17 protein-coding genes, 1 other RNA gene and 1 other annotated feature are annotated in these 20123 nt (G+C 59.1%); of the genes, 14 read left to right on the top strand and 4 right to left on the bottom strand.

What is annotated here, in order from left to right; translation table 11 throughout:
• The first annotated feature begins 92 nt into the window (after positions 1-92).
• From rpmI to ACR6A7_RS13990, 12 genes are all read left to right on the top strand, one after another.
• Positions 93-290 (top strand): 50S ribosomal protein L35, encoded by a 198-nt coding sequence (gene rpmI, locus ACR6A7_RS13935; protein WP_006118955.1) that lies wholly within the window; start codon positions 93-95, stop codon positions 288-290.
• Between the two features lie 98 nt (positions 291-388).
• A complete protein-coding gene (gene rplT, locus ACR6A7_RS13940) occupies positions 389-745 on the top strand; it encodes a 50S ribosomal protein L20 (RefSeq protein ID WP_010616241.1) in 357 nt (118 codons plus the stop codon).
• A 115-nt stretch (positions 746-860) separates the two neighbouring features.
• Positions 861-985 (top strand) — a sequence feature (Phe leader region).
• Positions 866-910 (top strand): pheST operon leader peptide PheM, encoded by a 45-nt coding sequence (gene pheM / locus ACR6A7_RS13945; protein ID WP_001386830.1) that lies wholly within the window; start codon positions 866-868, stop codon positions 908-910. Its footprint overlaps the feature before it by 45 nt.
• A gap of 66 nt (positions 986-1051) precedes the next feature.
• A complete protein-coding gene (gene pheS, locus ACR6A7_RS13950) occupies positions 1052-2035 on the top strand; it encodes a phenylalanine--tRNA ligase subunit alpha (RefSeq protein ID WP_033747521.1) in 984 nt (327 codons plus the stop codon).
• A gap of 14 nt (positions 2036-2049) precedes the next feature.
• Positions 2050-4437 carry a phenylalanine--tRNA ligase subunit beta gene (gene pheT / locus ACR6A7_RS13955; RefSeq protein ID WP_434125510.1) on the top strand — a complete coding sequence of 796 codons (2388 nt, stop codon included), beginning with the start codon at positions 2050-2052 and terminating at the stop codon, positions 4435-4437.
• Positions 4438-4441: 4 nt separating this feature from the next.
• The gene (ihfA, locus tag ACR6A7_RS13960; RefSeq protein WP_033747517.1) at positions 4442-4744 is read left to right on the top strand and encodes an integration host factor subunit alpha; all 303 of its coding nucleotides are present in this window, start codon (positions 4442-4444) and stop codon (positions 4742-4744) included.
• A gap of 247 nt (positions 4745-4991) precedes the next feature.
• Positions 4992-5975 carry a vitamin B12 ABC transporter permease BtuC gene (gene btuC / locus ACR6A7_RS13965; RefSeq protein ID WP_434125511.1) on the top strand — a complete coding sequence of 328 codons (984 nt, stop codon included), beginning with the start codon at positions 4992-4994 and terminating at the stop codon, positions 5973-5975.
• 37 nt (positions 5976-6012) lie between these two features.
• The gene (locus ACR6A7_RS13970) at positions 6013-6558 is read left to right on the top strand and encodes a glutathione peroxidase (protein ID WP_434125512.1); all 546 of its coding nucleotides are present in this window, start codon (positions 6013-6015) and stop codon (positions 6556-6558) included.
• Positions 6559-7299, top strand: a complete 741-nt coding sequence (btuD, locus tag ACR6A7_RS13975; RefSeq protein WP_434125513.1) for a vitamin B12 ABC transporter ATP-binding protein BtuD — start codon at positions 6559-6561, stop codon at positions 7297-7299.
• Positions 7300-7370: 71 nt separating this feature from the next.
• Positions 7371-7832 (top strand): C40 family peptidase, encoded by a 462-nt coding sequence (locus tag ACR6A7_RS13980; RefSeq protein ID WP_033747504.1) that lies wholly within the window; start codon positions 7371-7373, stop codon positions 7830-7832.
• Positions 7833-8145: 313 nt separating this feature from the next.
• Positions 8146-8877, top strand: coding sequence for an EAL domain-containing protein (locus ACR6A7_RS13985; protein WP_434125514.1), 732 nt, complete (start codon positions 8146-8148; stop codon positions 8875-8877).
• 139 nt (positions 8878-9016) lie between these two features.
• Positions 9017-10453, top strand: coding sequence for a protein adenylyltransferase SelO (locus ACR6A7_RS13990; protein WP_434125516.1), 1437 nt, complete (start codon positions 9017-9019; stop codon positions 10451-10453).
• Positions 10454-10457: 4 nt separating this feature from the next.
• Here the strand turns inward: ACR6A7_RS13990 and ACR6A7_RS13995 are convergent, their stop codons facing one another.
• Positions 10458-11504, bottom strand: coding sequence for a 3-deoxy-7-phosphoheptulonate synthase (locus ACR6A7_RS13995; RefSeq protein ID WP_434125518.1), 1047 nt, complete (start codon positions 11502-11504; stop codon positions 10458-10460).
• Between the two features lie 153 nt (positions 11505-11657).
• Complete coding sequence (ppsR, locus tag ACR6A7_RS14000) at positions 11658-12485, bottom strand: posphoenolpyruvate synthetase regulatory kinase/phosphorylase PpsR (RefSeq protein WP_081137326.1); 828 nt, start codon at positions 12483-12485, stop codon at positions 11658-11660.
• A 453-nt stretch (positions 12486-12938) separates the two neighbouring features.
• On the opposite strand from ppsR, the gene ppsA reads away from it, so the two are divergent.
• A complete protein-coding gene (gene ppsA, locus ACR6A7_RS14005) occupies positions 12939-15323 on the top strand; it encodes a phosphoenolpyruvate synthase (protein ID WP_434125519.1) in 2385 nt (794 codons plus the stop codon).
• Positions 15324-15382: 59 nt separating this feature from the next.
• Here the strand turns inward: ppsA and rprA are convergent.
• Positions 15383-15491, bottom strand: an RNA gene (gene rprA / locus ACR6A7_RS14010) — antisense sRNA RprA.
• A gap of 244 nt (positions 15492-15735) precedes the next feature.
• Positions 15736-16857: an AI-2E family transporter YdiK gene (gene ydiK / locus ACR6A7_RS14015; protein WP_033747493.1), complete on the bottom strand. Its 1122-nt coding sequence runs from the start codon at positions 16855-16857 to the stop codon at positions 15736-15738.
• Between the two features lie 205 nt (positions 16858-17062).
• Between ydiK and ydiJ the strand changes: the two genes are divergently transcribed.
• Entirely contained in the window at positions 17063-20116 is a 3054-nt protein-coding gene (ydiJ, locus tag ACR6A7_RS14020; protein WP_434125521.1) for a D-2-hydroxyglutarate dehydrogenase YdiJ, read from the top strand.
• Positions 20117-20123 lie beyond the last annotated feature (7 nt).

A 20123-nucleotide genomic window follows, 5' to 3' on the forward strand; every position in this document is an offset into this window, starting at 1 on the left:
AGTAACAACGACCGCGCAGCGTTCGCGCTGTGCGGCTTTTTGTTCGCCTGTCTGATTCGTTTTATTAACAATGCGAAGTGGATATTTTTAAAATGCCAAAGATTAAAACTGTACGTGGCGCCGCTAAGCGCTTCAAGAAGACCGCTTCTGGCGGCTTCAAGCGCAAGCACGCAAACCTGCGTCATATTCTGACTAAAAAATCAACTAAGCGTAAACGTCACCTGCGCCCGAAAGGCATGGTGTCTAAAGGCGATCTGGGTCTGGTTGTTGCCTGCCTGCCGTACGCATAAGTTAACTTTTTTATAAATCTGCCTCGACGACTCTGCATAACGGCCGCTGGCCGGCAGGGGATAAAGGCATCACAGAATATTGATACAGGAGAGCTCACATGGCTCGCGTTAAACGTGGTGTAATTGCTCGCGCACGTCACAAGAAAATCTTAAAACAAGCTAAAGGCTACTATGGTGCACGTTCACGTGTTTACCGCGTTGCCTTCCAGGCTGTTATCAAAGCTGGTCAGTATGCTTACCGTGACCGTCGTCAACGTAAGCGTCAGTTCCGTCAACTGTGGATTGCGCGTATCAACGCTGCAGCGCGTCAGAACGGCATTTCTTACAGCCGTTTCATCAATGGCCTGAAAAAAGCGTCCATTGAAATTGACCGTAAAATCCTGGCTGACATCGCTGTATTCGACAAAGTGGCGTTCACCGCACTGGTCGAAAAAGCAAAATCAGCTCTGGCGTAAGTCAGATGAAAAAGGGAGCTTGCTCCCTTTTTTATTGCCCGTAACTCAAGCAAAAGATTGACATTTTCACCGCAGGGCTTTTCAATAGTGCCCTCAGAGTCACAGTAAGGTAACGCAAGCATGAATGCTGCTATTTTTCGTTTCTTTTTTTACTTTAGCACCTGACACTCAGGGGCTTTTGCGCATAGAAAAGAAACGAAAAATCGCGCCGAAAGCCTCCCTCGTGGAGGCTTTCGTGTTTCTGGCGAAGCATGACGGCAACGTCCCAACGAGAAATGACCAGCCCGCCTGGAAGAAGAGGAAACCATGTCCCAACTCGCAGAACTGGTGGCCCGCGCCACAGCCGCTATCGACGAGGCGACGGATATCGCCACCCTTGACGCGGTGCGCGTCGAATATACCGGTAAAAAAGGCCACCTGACGCAGCTGATGACCACGCTGCGCGAGCTGCCGCCGGAAGAGCGTCCGGCTGCGGGCGCGGTGATCAACGACGCCAAGCAACAGGTGCAGGAGCGCCTGAACGCGCGCAAAGAGACGCTGGAATCCGCCGCGCTCAACGCTCGCCTGGCTGCCGAAACCATCGACGTCTCGCTGCCGGGACGCCGCACGGAAAATGGCGGTCTGCATCCGGTCACCCGCACCATCGATCGCATTGAAACCTTCTTTGGCGAGCTGGGTTTCGCGGTGGTGACCGGCCCGGAAATCGAGGATGACTATCACAACTTCGACGCGCTGAATATCCCGGGCCACCACCCGGCGCGCGCCGATCACGACACCTTCTGGTTCGACGCCACGCGCCTGCTGCGCACCCAGACTTCCGGCGTGCAGATCCGCACCATGAAAAATCAGCAGCCGCCGATTCGCATCATCGCGCCGGGCCGCGTCTATCGTAACGACTACGACCAGACGCACACCCCGATGTTCCACCAGATGGAAGGGCTGATCGTCGACAAGAACATCAGCTTTACCAATCTGAAAGGCACGCTGCACGACTTCCTGCGCAACTTCTTTGAGGAAGATTTGCAGATCCGTTTCCGTCCTTCCTACTTCCCGTTCACCGAACCGTCAGCGGAAGTCGACGTCATGGGCAAAAACGGCAAATGGCTGGAAGTGCTGGGATGCGGCATGGTGCATCCGAACGTATTACGCAACGTCGGCATCGACCCGGAGATTTACTCTGGCTTCGCCTTTGGCATGGGCATGGAGCGCCTCACCATGCTGCGCTACGGCGTTACCGACTTGCGCGCCTTCTTCGAAAATGACTTACGTTTCCTCAAACAATTTAAATAAGGGCAGGTTATCCAATGAAATTCAGTGAACTCTGGTTACGTGAATGGGTAAACCCGGCTCTGGACAGCGCTGCCCTTTCTGAACAGATCACCATGGCCGGTCTGGAAGTGGACGGCGTGGAGCCGGTTGCCGGCGCTTTTCACGGTGTAGTGGTCGGCGAAGTGGTCGAGTGCGGCCAGCACCCAAATGCCGACAAGCTGCGCGTCACTAAGGTCAACGTCGGCGGCGATCGTCTGCTGGATATCGTCTGCGGCGCGCCGAACTGCCGTCAGGGCCTCAGGGTGGCGGTCGCTACCGTGGGCGCCGTACTGCCGGGCGATTTTAAAATTAAAGCGGCGAAGCTGCGCGGCGAGCCGTCTGAGGGCATGCTCTGCTCATTCTCCGAGCTGGGCATTTCCGACGATCACAACGGCATTATCGAACTGCCGGGCGATGCGCCGATCGGCACGGATATCCGCGACTACCTGAAGCTCGACGACAACACCATTGAGATCAGCGTCACGCCGAACCGCGCCGACTGTCTCGGCATCATCGGCATTGCGCGCGACGTAGCGGTGCTGAACGGCTTGCCAATGACCGCGCCAGCAATCGAGCCAGTGGCCGCCGCCATCCCCGATACCTTCCCGATCCGCGTCGACGCCACTGACGCCTGCCCACGCTACCTTGGCCGCGTGGTGAAAGGGATCAATGTGAAAGCCGCCACTCCGCTCTGGATGCGTGAAAAGCTGCGCCGCTGCGGCATTCGCTCTGTCGATCCGGTGGTGGATATCACCAACTACGTGCTGCTTGAGCTGGGCCAGCCGATGCACGCCTTCGACCTGGACCGTATCGACGGCGGCATCGTGGTGCGCATGGCGGAAGAGGGCGAAACCCTGACGCTGCTCGACGGCAGCGAAGCGAAGCTCAACAGCGACACCCTGGTCATTGCCGATCACCATAAAGCGCTGGCAATGGGCGGTATCTTCGGCGGGGAGCATTCCGGCGTCAATGAAGAGACGCAGAATATTCTGTTCGAATGCGCCTGGTTCGCTCCGCTGGCGATTACCGGCCGCGCGCGCCGTCATGGCCTGCACACCGACGCCTCGCACCGCTACGAGCGCGGCGTCGATCCGGCGCTGCAGCACAAGGCTATCGAGCGCGCCACCCAGCTGCTGCTGGATATCTGCGGCGGCCAGGCCGGCCCGGTTATCGACCAGACGCACGACGCGGCGCTGCCGCCGCGTGCCACTATTACGCTGCGCCGCGAGAAGCTGGACCGCCTGATTGGTCACGCCGTCGCCGACGAGCAGGTGACCGATATTCTGACGCGTCTCGGCTGCGAGGTGACGTCGGGCCAGGGCGAGTGGAAAGCGGTTGCGCCGAGCTGGCGCTTTGACATGGCGATTGAAGAAGATCTGATTGAGGAAGTCGCCCGCATCTACGGCTATAACAATATCCCGGACGTGCCGGTGCAGGCGGGCCTGGTGATGACGCAGCACCGCGAGGCAGATCTCTCGCTGAAGCGCGTGAAAAATCTGCTGGTGGATAAAGGCTATCAGGAAGCGATCACCTACAGCTTCGTCGACCCGAAAATCCAGCAGCTGCTGCATCCGGGCGAAGAGGCGCTGATCCTGCCAAGCCCTATCTCCAGCGAAATGTCAGCCATGCGCCTGTCGCTGTGGACCGGCCTGCTGAGCGCTGTGGTCTATAACCAGAACCGCCAGCAGAGTCGCGTGCGCCTGTTTGAAAGCGGTTTGCGCTTTGTCCCTGATACCCAGGCGAATTTAGGCATCCGTCAGGATCTTATGCTGGCGGGTGTGCTGAGCGGCAATCGCAATGAAGAGCACTGGGATCTGGCGCGTCAGGCGGTTGACTTCTATGATTTGAAAGGCGATTTAGAATCGCTGCTCGATTTAACCGGCAAGCTGGACGACATCCGCTTCCGCGCGGAGGCCAATCCGGCGCTGCATCCGGGGCAGAGTGCGGCGATCTATTTGCATGAAGAACGAATCGGATTTATCGGGGTGGTTCATCCTGAGCTGGAACGTAAGCTGGATCTCAACGGCCGCACCTTAGTCTTTGAACTGCTTTGGAATAAGGTCGCAGACCGCGTCCTGCCTGAAGCGCGCGAGATTTCACGCTTCCCGGCGAACCGTCGCGATATCGCTGTGGTGGTGGCTGAAAACGTCCCCGCAGCAGATATCATCGCCGAGTGTAAGAAAGTTGGCGTAAATCAGGTAGTTGGCGTAAACTTGTTTGACGTGTACCGCGGTAAGGGCGTTGAAGAGGGTTTCAAGAGCCTCGCCATCAGCCTGATTTTGCAGGATACCAGCCGGACACTCGAAGAAGAGGAGATTGCCGCGACCGTTGGCAAATGCGTTGCGGCATTAAAAGAGCGATTCCAGGCAACCTTGAGGGATTGAACCTATGGCGCTTACAAAAGCTGAAATGTCAGAGTACCTGTTTGAGAAGCTTGGGCTGAGCAAACGCGACGCAAAAGAGCTGGTGGAGCTGTTTTTTGAAGAGGTTCGCCGCGCTCTGGAGAATGGTGAACAGGTAAAACTGTCTGGGTTTGGTAATTTCGACCTGCGCGATAAAAATCAGCGTCCAGGCAGGAATCCAAAAACGGGGGAAGATATTCCAATTACCGCGCGCCGCGTGGTAACGTTCCGCCCGGGTCAGAAGCTGAAAAGCCGCGTCGAAAACGCTTCCCCGAAAGATAACGACTGACCGATTTCAGTGTTCTAAAAAGGCCGCTTACGCGGCCTTTTTCATTTGCGCGCCGCGCGCGCTTTTTATAGCGAAACGCGAGAATGCATCGCGCAGCGATCGTCAGCCGCACGGCGAGCCGCCGCCGCCGCGCCCGGCGCAAGGCTAACCCTCGAGGCGGTGCCCGACGGCGCCGCCTACGCCAGCCTTTCTTTTTCTGCCAATCTCTCTACAATCAAATCTCTGTTTTCTCAATGAATCCTCAACTATGTCCCTGCTGGATCAGCTTGCTTATCAGGCGGATCGCCGCAGCCGTCGCGCGCTCACGGCGCTCTGTCTTCTTCTGCTGGCGTTAATGGTGCTCAGCCTGTGCGCGGGGGATAGCTGGATCGCGCCAGCGCAGTGGCTGAGCGACAGCGGCCGGCTGTTCGTCTGGCAGCTGCGTCTGCCGCGTACCCTGGCGGTCGTGCTGGTCGGCGCGGCGCTGGCGGTGTGCGGCGTGGTGATGCAGGCGCTGTTTACCAACCCGCTGGCGGAGCCGGGCCTGCTCGGCGTCTCTAACGGCGCCGGCATCGGGCTGGTGCTGGGCGTGCTGTTCGGCAGCGGTTCGCTCTGGAGCCTCAGTCTGGCGGCGATGGCGGGCGCGCTGCTGATCACCCTGATCCTGCTGCATTTCGCCCACCGGCAGCTCTCCGTCACGCGGCTGCTGCTGACCGGCGTGGCGCTGGGCATTATCTGCAGCGCCATCATGACCTGGGCGGTCTATTTCAGCACCAGCCTCGACCTGCGCCAGCTGATGTACTGGATGATGGGCGGCTTCAGCGGCATCGACTGGCGCTATGGCTGGATGATGCTGGCGCTGCTGCCGGTTACCGCTGGGCTGATCGCCTCCGCGCGCGTGCTCAATCTGCTGGCGCTCGGTGAAGCCTCGGCGCAGCAGCTCGGCCTGTCGCTTTTTTTCTGGCGTAATGTGCTGGTGCTGGCGATGGGCTGGCTGGTGGGCGTCAGCGTCGCCATGGCGGGCGCGATCGGTTTTGTCGGCCTGGTAATACCGCATCTGCTGCGGCTCAGCGGCATCAGCGACCATCGTTATCTGCTGCCGACCTCGGCGCTGGCGGGCGCAGGCGTACTGCTCGCCGCCGATATTATCGCGCGGCTGGCGCTGACCTCGGCGGAGCTGCCGATTGGCGTGGTGACCGCCACGCTCGGCGCGCCGCTGTTTATTGCGCTGTTAGTTAAATCTTCACGCTAGCCTCGGCTGGCTTTCTGCATCTTTACAGGAGAGTTTTATGAGCCTTTATCAAACAGAAGTCACCACCATCGACGGCGAGAAAACCACGCTGGAGCAGTGGCAGGGCAAGGTGCTGCTGGTGGTTAACGTGGCGTCGAAATGTGGCCTTACGCCGCAGTACGAGCAGCTGGAGGCGCTGCAGCAGCAGTATCAGGCGCAGGGCTTTAGCGTGCTCGGCTTTCCCTGCAATCAGTTCCTTGAGCAGGAGCCGGGCAGCAACGACGAAATCAAAACCTTCTGCAGCACCACCTACGGCGTCACCTTTCCCCTGCTGGCCAAAGGCGACGTCAACGGCCCGGCGCGCCATCCGCTCTACACCCAGCTGGTGGCGGCGCAGCCGGAGGCGGTGCGTCCCGAAGGCAGCGGCTTCTACGAGCGCATGGCGAGCAAAGGCCGCGCGCCGAAAGCGCCTGGCGATATCCTGTGGAATTTTGAAAAGTTCCTGATTGACCGCGAGGGCAACGTGGTGCAGCGCTTCGCGCCGGATATGACGCCGGACGACGCCCTTATCCAGCAGCGCATTCAGCAGGCGCTGGCGCAGTAAATGGTGCTGAGCCTTAAGGACGCCGCCGTTCCTGGACGGCTGGCGCCTTTTTCCGCCGACGTGGGCGCCGGCACGCTGCTGCACCTGGTCGGGCCCAACGGCGCAGGCAAAAGCAGCCTGCTGGCGCTGATGGCGGGAATGCTGGCGGGCGAAGGGGAGATTCAGCTGCTGCAGCGTCCGCTGCGCGAATGGCGCGGCGCGGCACTGGCGCGGGTGCGCGCCTGGCTGCCGCAGCAGATCGCGCCCGGCGTGATGCCGGTCTACCACTATTTGCGTCTGCACCTGAGCGACGCGCGATCGCAGGAGGCGCTGAGCGGGCTGCTTGAGACGCTGCAGCTGCAGGACAAGCTGATGCGCCCGCTGACGCAGCTGTCGGGCGGCGAGTGGCAGCGCGTCAGACTGGCGGCAGCGTTCGCCCAGATTGATCCCGCCCTCAACCCGCAAGGCCGGGTGCTGCTGCTGGACGAACCGATGACCGGGCTGGATATCGCCCAGCAACACGCCGTGCATAACCTGATCGTCGGGCTGCGGCGCGCCGGCGTCTGCGTCATCGCCAGCAGCCACGATCTTAACCATACGCTGCGCCATGCCGACAGCGTCTGGCTGATGGGGCAGGGCCGTGTGGTGGCGCAGGGCGCGGCCGCATCGATCCTTACGCCCGAGCGCCTCAGCGGGCTCTACGCGATTCCGTTCCGCCAGCTGGAGCTGGACGGCCAGCCGCTGCTGACCATACAACCCTGAACGTCGCGTCTTGCCAGGCTGCGTGCCTGACGCTAGAGTGAGGCCGTTGCGATTAAAGGAGAGGCGCGCAAATGCGGATGGGCGTGATTTTACTGGTGCTGATACTGGCGGGATGTAGCGGCCATCGTGCGCCGCCGGTGAACGGCCGACTGTCAGATTCTATTATGGTGGTGGCCCAGCTCAACGAGCAACTGGGGCAGTGGCGCGGCACCCCTTATCGCTACGGCGGCATGAGCCGCGGCGGCGTCGACTGTTCAGGGTTTGTCTATCTCACCATGCGTGACAGGTTCGATCTGCAACTGCCGCGCAGCACGCGGGCGCAGAGCGATATCGGTACGCGCATCAGCAAAGATGAGCTGCAGCCGGGCGATCTGGTCTTCTTTAAAACCGGCCGCGGCGAAAACGGTCTGCACGTCGGCATCTACGACAGCGACAACGCTTTTATCCACGCCTCTACCAGCCAGGGCGTGATTCGCTCTTCGCTCGACAACGTTTACTGGCGCAAAGCCTTCTGGCAGGCGCGGCGTATCTAAGGCAAATTAATAAACGCCCCCGCTGGCGATTGTCGAAATAGCAAGAAAATAGCAGCGACACATAGCGCATTTTATAACTCTTATTTAAAATGGCACTTTACGCTGCCGGAGAATAATTATATCAATAGGGCGGAGAGTTAATTTTCTGGTAAAGGGTCTTATACGCTACCGTTATTTGGCTTAGGGATCTGGCGCAGCGGGCAAAGCGAAATTTAAAGGCAAAGATGTCCATCTCTTCCCACGTTTGGTACTATTGCCTGCCCGATTTCGATGATATACGATGCGCCAGTCGCCACTTAATCTGGCTGTAAAAATGAAAGTTCATTTATCTGCCGACTATCAGTCGGAAATTTGGTTTTATCCTGCCTGCACAATTAGCGGGCAGCTGGCGGCTGTCGAGCTGGTTAGCCAGTTCGTCCATGATACTGCGCCTGTCACCTTGCCGCAGGATTTGCTGTTGCCGCAGCTTGATGAGACGCAGAGGCTACGCCTGCTGCAGCGGCAGATCGGCTTGCTGGAACAGTACCGCGACTTCTTTGATAAAAATCATCTCCTGGCTTTAATGCGTATTGATGAAAATCTGGCGCGTACGCTGCTGGCGAGTGAATTGCTGATACGTAAAATTAAACAGCTTCCTTTTTTATTACTCGACCTCAGCGAAACGTTTCCGCAGCTTTTAAACGGTATTGATGACCCTCTTATTTCTGCGCTAAAACAACAGTTCCGGTTATCATTATCTTCCTTCGGCGCGGGTAAATCGTCCACCCGCGCGGTCTACGATAATCTGTTTGACTGTATTAAACTGGATAAACAATTTATTCAGTCGCTGGCAAAACGCGCCTCATTCCAGCCCTTTATTCAGAGCATTGTCGATAACTTTCGCAGCCATACGCAGCTGATGATTATTTGCGGCATTGATGACGGCGCGCTACTCGATAAAACCGCTACGCTGCAGCATGCCGCGCTGCAGGGCGCGCTTTTTCCGCCGGTGAAGGCTGAGTCGCTGTCGCGACTGATTACCAGAGAATACCGCGCCCCTGACTAAGCCCGCCTGTTGTATTTGATTCCCCACCACTATACTTGCGGTGTCTCGCGCGGCCGTGTCTGCGGCGGGACGGCCCGATATCCGGTTATTCACAGCGACGGCGGCTCTGGTTTCGCCGGGCTGCCGCTCGGGAGAGTCTATGTTGTTTGATAACAGCTGGCAGCGCGAGCTGCCGGGTTTCTATACCGCTCAGGCGCCGACGCCGCTCAAGGGCGGACGCCTGTTTTACCACAATGCGCCGCTGGCGCAGACGCTGGGCGTCGATGCGGCGCTTTTCGCCAGCGAAGGCCATGGCGTCTGGCACGGCGCCGCGCTGCTGCCGGGCATGCAGCCGCTGGCGCAGGTTTACAGCGGCCACCAGTTCGGCGTCTGGGCCGGTCAGCTTGGCGACGGGCGCGGCATTCTGCTGGGCGAGCAGCGCCTCGACGCGGGCGGCAAGGTCGACTGGCACCTGAAGGGCGCGGGGCTGACCCCCTATTCGCGCATGGGGGACGGGCGCGCGGTGATTCGTTCCACGGTGCGCGAATTTCTCGCCTCGGAAGCGCTGCACCATCTCGGCATTCCCACTACGCGCGCGCTTGCTCTCGCCATCAGCGACGAGCCAGTTTATCGCGAATCGCCCGAGCGCGGCGCGACCCTGATGCGCATTGCGGAAAGCCATCTGCGCTTCGGCCACTTCGAACACTTCTTCTACAGCCAGCAGCAGGAAAAGGTCGAACAGCTGGCGGACTATGCGCTGCGCCACCACTGGCCGCATCTGGTCAATGAAGCGGATAAATATGCTTTATGGTTTACCGACGTCGTCGAGCGTACCGCGCGCCTGATCGCCCAGTGGCAAAGCGTGGGTTTTGCGCACGGCGTGATGAACACCGATAACATGTCGCTGCTGGGGCTGACGATCGATTACGGCCCGTACGGTTTCCTGGATGACTATCAGCCCGGCTTTATCTGCAACCACAGCGATTATCAGGGGCGCTACAGCTTCGAAAATCAGCCGATGATCGGCCTGTGGAACCTCAACCGGCTGGCGCATGCGCTTTCTGGCCTGCTGAGCGTCGACCAGCTTAAGCAGGCGCTGAGCCGCTACGAGCCAGAGCTGATGCGCGTCTGGGGCGAGCGTATGCGGGCGAAACTGGGCTTTAGCCAGCCCGACAGCGGCGACAACGACCTGCTGGTGGAACTTCTGTCGCTGATGACCCAGGAGCGCAGCGACTACACCCTGACATTCCGCCTGCTGAGCGACACGCAGCAGCAGGAGGCGCGCTCGCCGCTGCGCGACGAATTTATGGATCGCGACGCCTTTGACCGCTGGTATCAGCGCTATCGCGCGCGCTTGCTGCAGGAAGGGGTAGAGGATGAGACGCGTCAGCAGCAGATGAAGGCCGCTAATCCGGCGCTGGTGCTGCGCAACTATCTGGCGCAGCAGGCGATCGACGAGGCGGAAAAGGGCGAGAGCGGGGCGCTGGCGCGGCTGCACCAGGCGCTGCAGCAGCCCTTTAGCGACGAAACGGCCGCTGAGTATCGTCAGCGGCCGCCAGACTGGGGAAAATCGCTGGAGGTGAGCTGCTCCAGCTAACGGCTCAGAAGCGGCTGTTCACCGCCTCGGCCAGCAGCGACAGCACCGCTTCGCTGTCCTGCCAGCCGAGGCAGGGATCGGTAATCGACTGGCCGTAAACCAGCGGCTCGCCCGCGACCACCTTCTGATTTCCCTCTTCGATAAAGCTTTCGATCATGACGCCCGCGACCGCGCGCGAGCCAGCGCGGATCTGCTGCGCCACCTCGGCCGCTACCTCTTTCTGACGACGATGCTGCTTCAGGCAATTGCCGTGGCTGAAATCGATCACCAGCTGTTCCGGCAGGTTAAATTCGCGCAGGCTGGCGGCCGCGGCGGCCACGTCGTCGGCGTGATAGTTAGGCGCTTTGCCGCCGCGCAGGATCACATGGCCGTGCGGATTGCCGCTGGTCTGGTAAATCGTCATCTGGCCATCTTTATCGGGGGACAAAAACATATGGCTGGCGCGCGAGGCGCGAATCGCGTCTACCGCGATGCGCACGTTGCCGTCGGTGCCGTTCTTGAAGCCCACCGGGCAGGAGAGCGCAGAGGCCATCTCGCGGTGAATTTGGCTCTCGGTGGTGCGGGCGCCAATCGCGCCCCAGCTAATTAAATCGGCGATAAACTGGCCGGTGACCATATCGAGAAATTCTGTCGCGGTAGGCAAACCCAGACGATTGATATCGAGCAGGATCTGACGCGCCAGGCCGATGCCGCGGTTAACGTTGAAGCTGCCGTCCAGGTCGGGATCGGAGATCAGGCCTTTCCAGCCCACCACGGTGCGCGGTTTTTCGAAATAGGTGCGCATCACGATTTCCAGCCGGTCGGCATAGCGCTCGCGCAGCGCATTCAGCCGCTGGGCGTAGTCGAGCGCCGCGCGCGGGTCGTGCAGCGAGCAGGGGCCGATAATCACCAGCAGGCGCGGATCCTCGCCGGTAAGAATACGGGCGATGCGCTGGCGCGCGCGCGTGACGTTATCCGCCACCTCGGCGGAGAGAGGGTGTTCGGCGGCTAACGCGGCAGGCGTAATCAGGCTGCCGATGCGTGCCGTACGCAGTTCATCAGTTTTGTTCATGGGCGTCTCGAAAGCTTTTTCTTCGCAGCGGTGACATACCGGGAAGTGATGATGATCACAATAAATTATTAGTTTGCGAATGCAAGCCTATAAACTGAAAAGATATTTTGCGCGACGGCAGCGGCGCTTTACAAAAACGCCGCCGCTGGTACCTCAGTACATGCGGCGCGTGAGGCCCATGATGTCGAGAATTTTAGTGGCGATCTCTTCGACCGAATAGTTGGTGCTGTTGAGGTAACGGATCTGGTGGGTGCGAAACAGCGCTTCGACCTCGCCGACTTCAAGCCGGCACTGGCGCATAGAGGCGTAGCGGGTATTTTCCGCCCGCTCCTGGCGAATGGCGGCAAGCCGCTCGGGATCGATGGTCAGGCCAAACAGCTTGTTCTGGAAGGGGCGCAGGGCCGCGGGCAGCTTAAGGTTATCCATATCATCGGCGATAAAAGGGTAGTTGGCGGCGCGGATGCCGAACTGCATCGCCAGGTAGAGGCTGGTCGGCGTTTTGCCGCAGCGCGATACGCCCAGCAGGATCACCTGCGCATCTTCCAGCCCGCGCAGTGAGATGCCGTCGTCGTGCGCCAGGGTATAGTCAATGGCGGCAATGCGCGCATCGTACTTGCCGAGGTTGCTGGCGTCGAGACCGTGGGTGCGGTGCGCCACCGGGGCGGGCGCCATGCCCAGCTCCTCCTGCAGCGGCGCCACCAGCGCCTGCACGATATCCTGACAGAAGCCCTCGCTCTGCATAATGATGTCGCGGACTTCCGGCGTGACGATAGAGAAAAACACCAGCGGACGCACGCCGCTTTTCTGATAGAGCGCGTTGATCTGCGCCTTCACCGCCTGGGCGCGCTGCACATTCTCGACAAACGGCAGCGTCAGGCTATTGAAGCCCACCGGAAACTGCGACAGCACCGCGTGGCCAAGCACCTCTGCGGTAATCGCGGTGCCGTCGGAAATATAGAAAACGCTTCTTTCGCTGCTCATGGCCTTTACCTTATGCAAAGAGAGATAGCATCAGGTTAGCAGCTTTAATTAGCGCTCAAAACAAAATAAAAAATCCATGTCTGAATTATGTGAACTTTTCATTTTTCTCGCCTGGGTGGCGAAATGAGACGCTGCTAAATAATGAAATGGCGTTTTAACTTCGCTTCACTCGCTATTACCGCCTGCGGCAGGGAAATAACGTAGCAGATTGTTGCGCAACAAAAAGAGCGGATAAGCCAATGATAGATAGCGAAAACAAACAACATCATAGTCTTAGCAGGAAATAGCGAATTTGCGCAACCTGGCGTAATTATCGGAATAATTCCTAAAGTGCTATTTATTGCGCGCTTTAACGATTCAACATTTAGTCATTAATTGCGCATTGTGCCAGGCTAATTTTGCGAATAGCTAAATTTTCCATGTGCCCATTCATTCTTAAAAAGGATAATCTCGATGTCCATTACAGGCGAACAGCCGTTAGTGCTCTGGTATAACCAGCTTGGTATGCACGATGTCGATCGCGTGGGAGGCAAAAATGCTTCTCTGGGTGAAATGATTACGAATTTGTCGTCGCTGGGCGTATCCGTTCCTAACGGCTATGCGACCACCTCTTATGCCTTTAATCAGTTCCTCGAGCAGAGCGGCCTCAACCAGCGCATTTACGATTTACTGGACAAGACTGATATCGACGATATCAATGAGCTGGCGAAAGCCGGCAAACAGATCCGTCAGTGGGTCGTGGATACCCCGTTTCAGCCTGAACTGGAAACGGCTATTCGCGAGGCTTATGAGCAGCTCTCCGCAGACGATGCCGAGGCATCGTTCGCCGTACGCTCTTCCGCCACGGCGGAAGATATGCCGGACGCCTCCTTCGCCGGCCAGCAGGAAACCTTTCTTAACGTGCAGGGCTATGACGCGGTAATCGTCGCCGTGAAGCACGTTTACGCCTCGCTGTTTAACGATCGCGCCATCTCCTACCGCGTGCATCAGGGCTATGACCATCGCGGCGTCGCGCTGTCGGCGGGCGTTCAGCGCATGGTGCGCTCCGATCTCGCCTCTTCGGGCGTGATGTTTACCATCGATACCGAATCGGGCTTCGATCAGGTGGTGTTTATCACTTCCGCCTTCGGTCTTGGCGAAATGGTGGTGCAGGGCGCGGTCAATCCCGACGAGTTTTACGTGCACAAGCCGACGCTGGCCGCCGATCGCCCGGCGATTGTGCGCCGCAATATGGGCTCGAAAAAAGTGCGTATGGTCTATGCCGATTCGCAGTCGCACGGCGAGCAGGTGCGTATCGAAGACGTGCCGGAAAGCGAACGCGACCGCTTCTCGCTGACCGATGAGGAGGTCCAGGCGCTGGCGCGTCAGGCGGTGCTGATCGAGCAGCACTACAAGCGCCCGATGGATATCGAGTGGGCCAAAGATGGCCATACCGGCAAGCTCTTTATCGTACAGGCGCGTCCGGAAACCGTGCGCTCCAATGGGCAGGTGATGGAGCGTTATAACCTGCAGGGCACAGGCAGCGTGGTAGTGGAGGGCCGCGCCATCGGCCATCGCATCGGTGCGGGCGAAGTCAAAGTCATCCACGACATCAGCGAAATGAACCGCATTGAAAAAGGCGACGTGCTGGTCACCGATATGACCGACCCCGACTGGGAGCCGATCATGAAGAAAGCCTCGGCGATCGTCACTAACCGCGGCGGACGCACCTGCCACGCGGCGATTATCGCGCGCGAGCTGGGCATCCCGGCCGTGGTGGGCTGCGGCGACGCCACCGATCGCCTGCAGGACGGCAACAAAGTGACCGTCTCCTGCGCCGAGGGCGACACCGGCTATGTCTATAGCGATCTGATCGATTTCGACGTCACCAGCTCGCAGGTAGACGAAATGCCGGCGCTGCCGCTGAAGATTATGATGAACGTCGGCAACCCTGACCGCGCATTCGATTTTGCCTGCCTGCCAAACGAAGGCGTCGGCCTCGCGCGTCTGGAGTTCATCATCAACCGCATGATTGGTGTGCACCCGAAAGCGCTGCTGGAGTTTGACCAGCAGACCCCGGAACTGCAGCAGCAGATCCGCGGCATGATGAAGGGCTTCGACAGCCCGGTCGAGTTCTATATCGCACGCCTGACGGAAGGGATCGCCACCCTCGGCGCCGCCTTCGCGCCAAAACGGGTGATTGTGCGCCTGTCGGACTTCAAATCGAACGAGTACGCCAATCTGGTCGGCGGAGAGCGCTACGAGCCGGAAGAGGAGAACCCGATGCTGGGCTTCCGCGGCGCCGGACGCTATGTGGCGGACAGCTTCCGCGACTGCTTCGCGCTGGAGTGCGAAGCGGTGAAGCGCGTGCGCAACGACATGGGGCTGACCAACGTTGAAATCATGGTGCCCTTTGTGCGCACCGTGGCGCAGGCGCAGGCCGTGGTTGAAGAGCTGGCACGTCAGGGCCTGAAGCGCGGCGAGAACGGCCTGAAAATCATTATGATGTGCGAAATCCCTTCCAACGCCCTGCTGGCCGATCAGTTCCTTGAGCATTTCGACGGCTTCTCAATCGGCTCGAATGATATGACGCAGCTGGCGCTGGGGCTGGATCGCGATTCAGGCGTGGTGTCGGCGCTGTTTGACGAGCGCAACGAGGCGGTAAAAGCGCTGCTGTCGATGGCGATTCAGGCCGCGAAAAGGCAGGGCAAATATGTCGGCATCTGCGGCCAGGGGCCATCCGATCATCAGGACTTTGCGGCCTGGCTGATGGAAGAGGGGATCGACAGCCTGTCACTTAATCCAGATACCGTGGTAGAAACCTGGATATCGCTGGCTGAGTTAAGCAAAAGCGCATGATTAATGAGGTAAATTAGTGCCTGAAGGCCAGCTTTGCTGGCCTTTTTACTTTCTTTGGGCCAAAAAAAAGCCCATCACAGGGGATGGGCAAAGACTACACACAGCAATTCTTCACTTTACTCAGGGGAAAAAGGTTGTTTAAAAATCAGTAGGTTGATTTCAAACTTAGGAATCATGTTATTCATCGCGCGGTTCTGCGTCTTTAAGAATCCTCTTATTAGTTTAAAGCCAGTAAACTTTTGTCACCTGTTTATCAGCAAAATCGAGGTAAACCAGTGTGAAAAATAAACTATTGGACGCTGATATGCGGCCTCATGGCTGAAAACTGCGTTTTTTCTTAAAAACTGCTAATGAAAAAAAATATTAACGTTGCGCAAATAAGTCAGGGCGATTAACCGCCCTGAGCCCGGTTTCAGGAAGGCAGATGCTCTTCGTCGTGATCGGACAGAATCTCGACCACGCTGGCGAGATCGCCTTCTGGCGGCGGCGGGGCCTCATGCATCCAGACGGAGACCAGTCGGTATGAGACCGCCAGCACAACAGGACCGATAAAGAGCCCAATCAGACCGAAGGCGACCAGTCCGCCGATCACGCCGGAGAGGATCAGGATCATCGGCAAATCGGCACCCATGCGGATCAGCATCGGGCGCAGCACGTTGTCCAGCGTGCCGACCACGCAGCTCCAGATGAGCAACACCGTGCCCCAGGTGGTGTCGCCGCTCCAGTAGAGCCAGATAATGGCGGGGACCAGCACGATAAGCGGCCCTATCTGCACCAGACAGCAGAGGATCATCAGCACGGTGAGCAGCGTGGCGTAGGGGATGCCGGAGAGCGCGAGGCCGATGCCGCCCAGCACGCCCTGTACCAGTGCGGTTACCACCACGCCGAGCGCCACGGCGCGGATCGCCTGACCGGCCAGTAGCACCGTCGCGTCGCCGCGTCGGCCCGCCATACGAAAGGCGAAGTGGCGGATGCCCTGCGCCGCCTGTTCGCCACGCCAGAACAGCAGGGCACTGAACAGCAGCATCACGCCGAGATGGATCATCAGCCGGCCAAAGTGGCCCGCCTGCGCGACAAAGAAGCCGGTGGTGCGACCCACGTAGGGCTGCAGTTTCGCCATTATGGCGGATCCGCCGCCCGCCACCAGCTTATGGTAGCTGGAGAAGAGTTTATCGCCGATGGCCGGAATATCATTCAGCCACAGCAGCGACGGCATCTCCATATGACCCTGCGTCGCCCAGGCGATAACGGGCGCGCTATTGTCGATAAGGCTGTTGACCAGCAGCGCGATAGGAATAATAAACAGCAGCAACAGCAGCAGCGTCATCACGATGACCGCCAGCGAACGCCGGTTCCACAGCAGACGCTGCACGCGCAGCATCAGCGGCCAGGTGGCGATCACCACCATGCTCGCCCAGGCGAAACCCAGTATAAATGGCTGAACTATCCAGATGCAGGCGACGATCATCAGCAGGATAAAGAGCAGCGTAAAGAGCCGCTGCGGCATATCCGTGGTGCGGTGCAGGTTTTTCATAAGAGACAACGACCTCAAATAATCCTTCATTAGGGGGCAATCAGGCCCGGCTTAATGATGAGCTATTTTGGCCCCTTTAGACAGAGGCGAAAGAGGCGGTTTTTCCCTCTTCTGAAAAAACAGCGAGCGCGAAAAAAATGTGTTAAAACGGAACGTTCAGACAAAACAAGCAACGCAAACGTTTACAACATCTGGTCTCCCAATAATGATCCCACAGATTTCTCAGGCGCCCGGCCTCGTTCAACGGGTGCTGACATTCCTCGACGCGCTCAAGGCGCAGGGCTTCACTGGCGACACCGCCACCAGCTACGCCGACCGTCTGTTAATGTCCACCGACAACAGCATCTATCAGCTGCTGCCGGACGCGGTGCTCTTTCCGCGCTCCACCGCCGACGTCGCGCTAATTGCGCGCCTGGCGGGCGAGGCGCGCTTTAACGAGCTGATCTTCACGCCGCGCGGCGGCGGAACCGGCACCAACGGCCAGTCGCTGAATCAGGGCATCGTAGTGGACATGTCACGCCATATGAACCGCATCCTGGAGATTAACCTCGAACAGGGTTGGGTGCGCGTCGAGGCGGGCGTGGTCAAAGACCAGCTTAACGCCTGGCTTAAGCCCTATGGCTTTTTCTTCTCGCCGGAGCTCTCCACCAGCAACCGTGCGACGCTGGGCGGGATGATCAATACCGACGCCTCTGGCCAGGGCTCGCTGGTCTACGGTAAAACCTCCGATCATGTGCTGGGACTGCGCGCGGTGCTGCTCGGCGGCGATATTCTTGATACCCGGCCAATGGCCGCCGCGCTGGCGGAGACGCTGGCGCAGACCGCGACGCCGGAAGGGCGCATCTATCAGCAGGTGCTGACGCGATGCCGCGAGCAGCGTGCGCTGATTCTGGAAAAATTTCCGAAGCTAAACCGCTTCCTCACCGGCTACGATCTGCGTCACGTCTTCAGCGATGATATGCAGACCTTCGATCTGACGCGCCTGCTGTGCGGCGCGGAGGGGACGCTGGCCTTTATCACCGAGGCGCGGCTCAATATCACGCCTGTCCCCAAAGTGCGTCGGCTGGTGAACATCAAATATGACTCTTTCGACTCCGCACTGCGCAACGCGCCCTTTATGGTCGAGGCGAAAGCGCTGTCGGTTGAAACGGTGGATTCCAAAGTCCTTAACCTGGCGCGGGAAGATATCGTCTGGCATTCGGTGCGCGAGCTGATTACCGACGTGCCGGACAAAGAGATGCTCGGCCTCAATATCGTTGAATTCGCCGGGGACGACGGCGCGCTGATCGAGCAGCAGGTCGCCTCGCTCTGTGCGCGGCTGGAGAGCCTGATGGCGCAGCGACAGGGTGGCGTAATCGGCTATCAGCTCTGTGAGGACCTCGTCGGCATTGAGCGCATCTATAATATGCGGAAAAAGGCGGTCGGCCTGCTGGGCAACGCCAAAGGGCGCGCCAAGCCAATCCCCTTTGTCGAGGATACCGCGGTGCCGCCAGAGCACCTTGCCGACTATATCGTCGAGTTTCGCGCGCTGCTCGACAGCCATGGTCTGAGCTACGGCATGTTTGGCCACGTTGACGCGGGGGTGCTGCACGTGCGTCCAGCGCTGGACATGTGCGATCCGCAGCAGGAGATGCTGATGAAAACCTTGTCGGATGAGGTGGTAGCGCTGACCGCGCGCTACGGCGGACTGCTCTGGGGCGAACACGGCAAAGGCTTTCGCGCCCAGTACAGCCCGGCATTCTTCGGCGAAACGCTGTTCAACGAGCTGCGGCGCATCAAGGCGGCGTTCGATCCTGACAACCGTATGAATCCCGGCAAGATCTGTACCCCCATCGACAGCAACGAGCCGATGATGCAGGTCGACGCGACGACGCGCGGCCGCTATGACCGCCAGATTCCGCTATCGGTACGCAGCGAGTGGCGCGGCGCGATGGAGTGCAACGGCAACGGCCTCTGCTTCAATTTCGATGCGCGCAGCCCAATGTGTCCCTCCATGAAGATTACCCGTAACCGCATCCATTCGCCGAAAGGACGCGCCACCCTCACGCGCGAATGGCTGCGCCTGCTGGCGGAGCAGGGGGTCGATCCGCAGCAGCTTGAAAAGCAGCTGCCGGAAAACAGCCTGTCGCTGCGCGCCCTGATTGGCCGCGTGCGCAACAGCTGGCACGCCAGCAAAGGCGAATATGATTTCTCCCACGAGGTGCATGAGGCGATGTCCGGCTGTCTCGCCTGTAAAGCCTGCTCGACCCAGTGCCCGATCAAAATTGACGTGCCCGATTTTCGCGCCCGCTTTTTGCAGCTCTACCATACGCGCTATCTGCGTCCGTTGAGCGACCATCTGGTAGCGGCGGTCGAGGGCTATGCGCCGCTGATGGCAAAAGCGCCCAGGGCGTTCAACTTCTTTCTGCGCCAGCCTTGGGTGCGCGAGCTAAGCAAAACCCATATCGGTATGGTCGATCTGCCACTGCTGTCGTCCCCTTCGCTGAAGCAGGAGCTGAGCGGCCATCCGGCAATGGGCATGACGCTGGAGAAACTTGAGGCGCTAAGCCCCGAACAGCGCGCCGAAACGGTGCTGGTGGTGCAGGACCCCTTTACCAGCTTCTACGAGGCGCAGCTGATTGCTGACTTTATTCGCCTGATCGAAAAGCTGGGTCTGCGGCCGGTGCTGCTGCCCTTTATGCCGAACGGCAAGGCGCAGCACGTTAAAGGCTTTCTGCAGCGCTTTGCGCGCACCGCTGGCAAAACCGCTGATTTCCTTAATCGGGTCGCCAGGCTCGGTATGCCGATGGTCGGTGTCGATCCGGCAACGGTGCTCTGCTATCGCGATGAATACAGGCAGACGCTCGGCGACAAGCGCGGCGACTTTCACGTTCAGCTGGTGCATGAGTGGCTGCGCGAAGTGGTCAGCACGCGCGAAGCGATGCCGGGCAGCGGGGAGAGCTGGTATCTGTTCGCGCACTGTACCGAAGTGACGGCGTTGCCCAACACGCCAAACCAGTGGCAGGATATTTTCGCGCGCTTCGGCGCGCGGCTGGAGAGTGTTAATGTCGGCTGCTGCGGCATGGCGGGCACCTACGGCCATGAAAGCAAGAATCTTGATAACTCGCTGGGGATCTATGGGCTGTCGTGGCATCCGCAGCTGCAGAAACTGCCGCGTCAGCGCTGCCTGGCGACCGGATTCTCCTGCCGCAGCCAGGTTAAGCGGCTGGAAGGCAATGGCATGCGTCATCCACTTCAGGCGCTATTAACCCTGATGTAATGAAATT

The sequence above is a fragment of the Pantoea phyllosphaerae genome (assembly GCF_051025595.1).
In the GTDB taxonomy this organism is placed as follows: domain Bacteria; phylum Pseudomonadota; class Gammaproteobacteria; order Enterobacterales; family Enterobacteriaceae; genus Pantoea.

What these genes read in the sequence shown, in the direction of transcription:
- ydiJ (WP_434125521.1), top strand. Translation starts at nt 17,063, where the DNA reads ATGATCCCACAGATTTCTCAGGCGCCCGGCCTCGTTCAACGGGTGCTG.
- ihfA (WP_033747517.1), top strand. Translation starts at nt 4,442, where the DNA reads ATGGCGCTTACAAAAGCTGAAATGTCAGAGTACCTGTTTGAGAAGCTT.
- ACR6A7_RS13970 (WP_434125512.1), top strand. Translation starts at nt 6,013, where the DNA reads ATGAGCCTTTATCAAACAGAAGTCACCACCATCGACGGCGAGAAAACC.
- btuD (WP_434125513.1), top strand. Translation starts at nt 6,559, where the DNA reads ATGGTGCTGAGCCTTAAGGACGCCGCCGTTCCTGGACGGCTGGCGCCT.
- ACR6A7_RS13980 (WP_033747504.1), top strand. Translation starts at nt 7,371, where the DNA reads ATGCGGATGGGCGTGATTTTACTGGTGCTGATACTGGCGGGATGTAGC.
- rplT (WP_010616241.1), top strand. Translation starts at nt 389, where the DNA reads ATGGCTCGCGTTAAACGTGGTGTAATTGCTCGCGCACGTCACAAGAAA.
- ACR6A7_RS13990 (WP_434125516.1), top strand. Translation starts at nt 9,017, where the DNA reads ATGTTGTTTGATAACAGCTGGCAGCGCGAGCTGCCGGGTTTCTATACC.
- pheT (WP_434125510.1), top strand. Translation starts at nt 2,050, where the DNA reads ATGAAATTCAGTGAACTCTGGTTACGTGAATGGGTAAACCCGGCTCTG.
- btuC (WP_434125511.1), top strand. Translation starts at nt 4,992, where the DNA reads ATGTCCCTGCTGGATCAGCTTGCTTATCAGGCGGATCGCCGCAGCCGT.
- ACR6A7_RS13995 (WP_434125518.1), bottom strand. Translation starts at nt 11,504, where the DNA reads ATGAACAAAACTGATGAACTGCGTACGGCACGCATCGGCAGCCTGATT.
- ppsR (WP_081137326.1), bottom strand. Translation starts at nt 12,485, where the DNA reads ATGAGCAGCGAAAGAAGCGTTTTCTATATTTCCGACGGCACCGCGATT.
- pheS (WP_033747521.1), top strand. Translation starts at nt 1,052, where the DNA reads ATGTCCCAACTCGCAGAACTGGTGGCCCGCGCCACAGCCGCTATCGAC.
- ppsA (WP_434125519.1), top strand. Translation starts at nt 12,939, where the DNA reads ATGTCCATTACAGGCGAACAGCCGTTAGTGCTCTGGTATAACCAGCTT.
- ACR6A7_RS13985 (WP_434125514.1), top strand. Translation starts at nt 8,146, where the DNA reads ATGAAAGTTCATTTATCTGCCGACTATCAGTCGGAAATTTGGTTTTAT.
- ydiK (WP_033747493.1), bottom strand. Translation starts at nt 16,857, where the DNA reads ATGAAAAACCTGCACCGCACCACGGATATGCCGCAGCGGCTCTTTACG.
- rpmI (WP_006118955.1), top strand. Translation starts at nt 93, where the DNA reads ATGCCAAAGATTAAAACTGTACGTGGCGCCGCTAAGCGCTTCAAGAAG.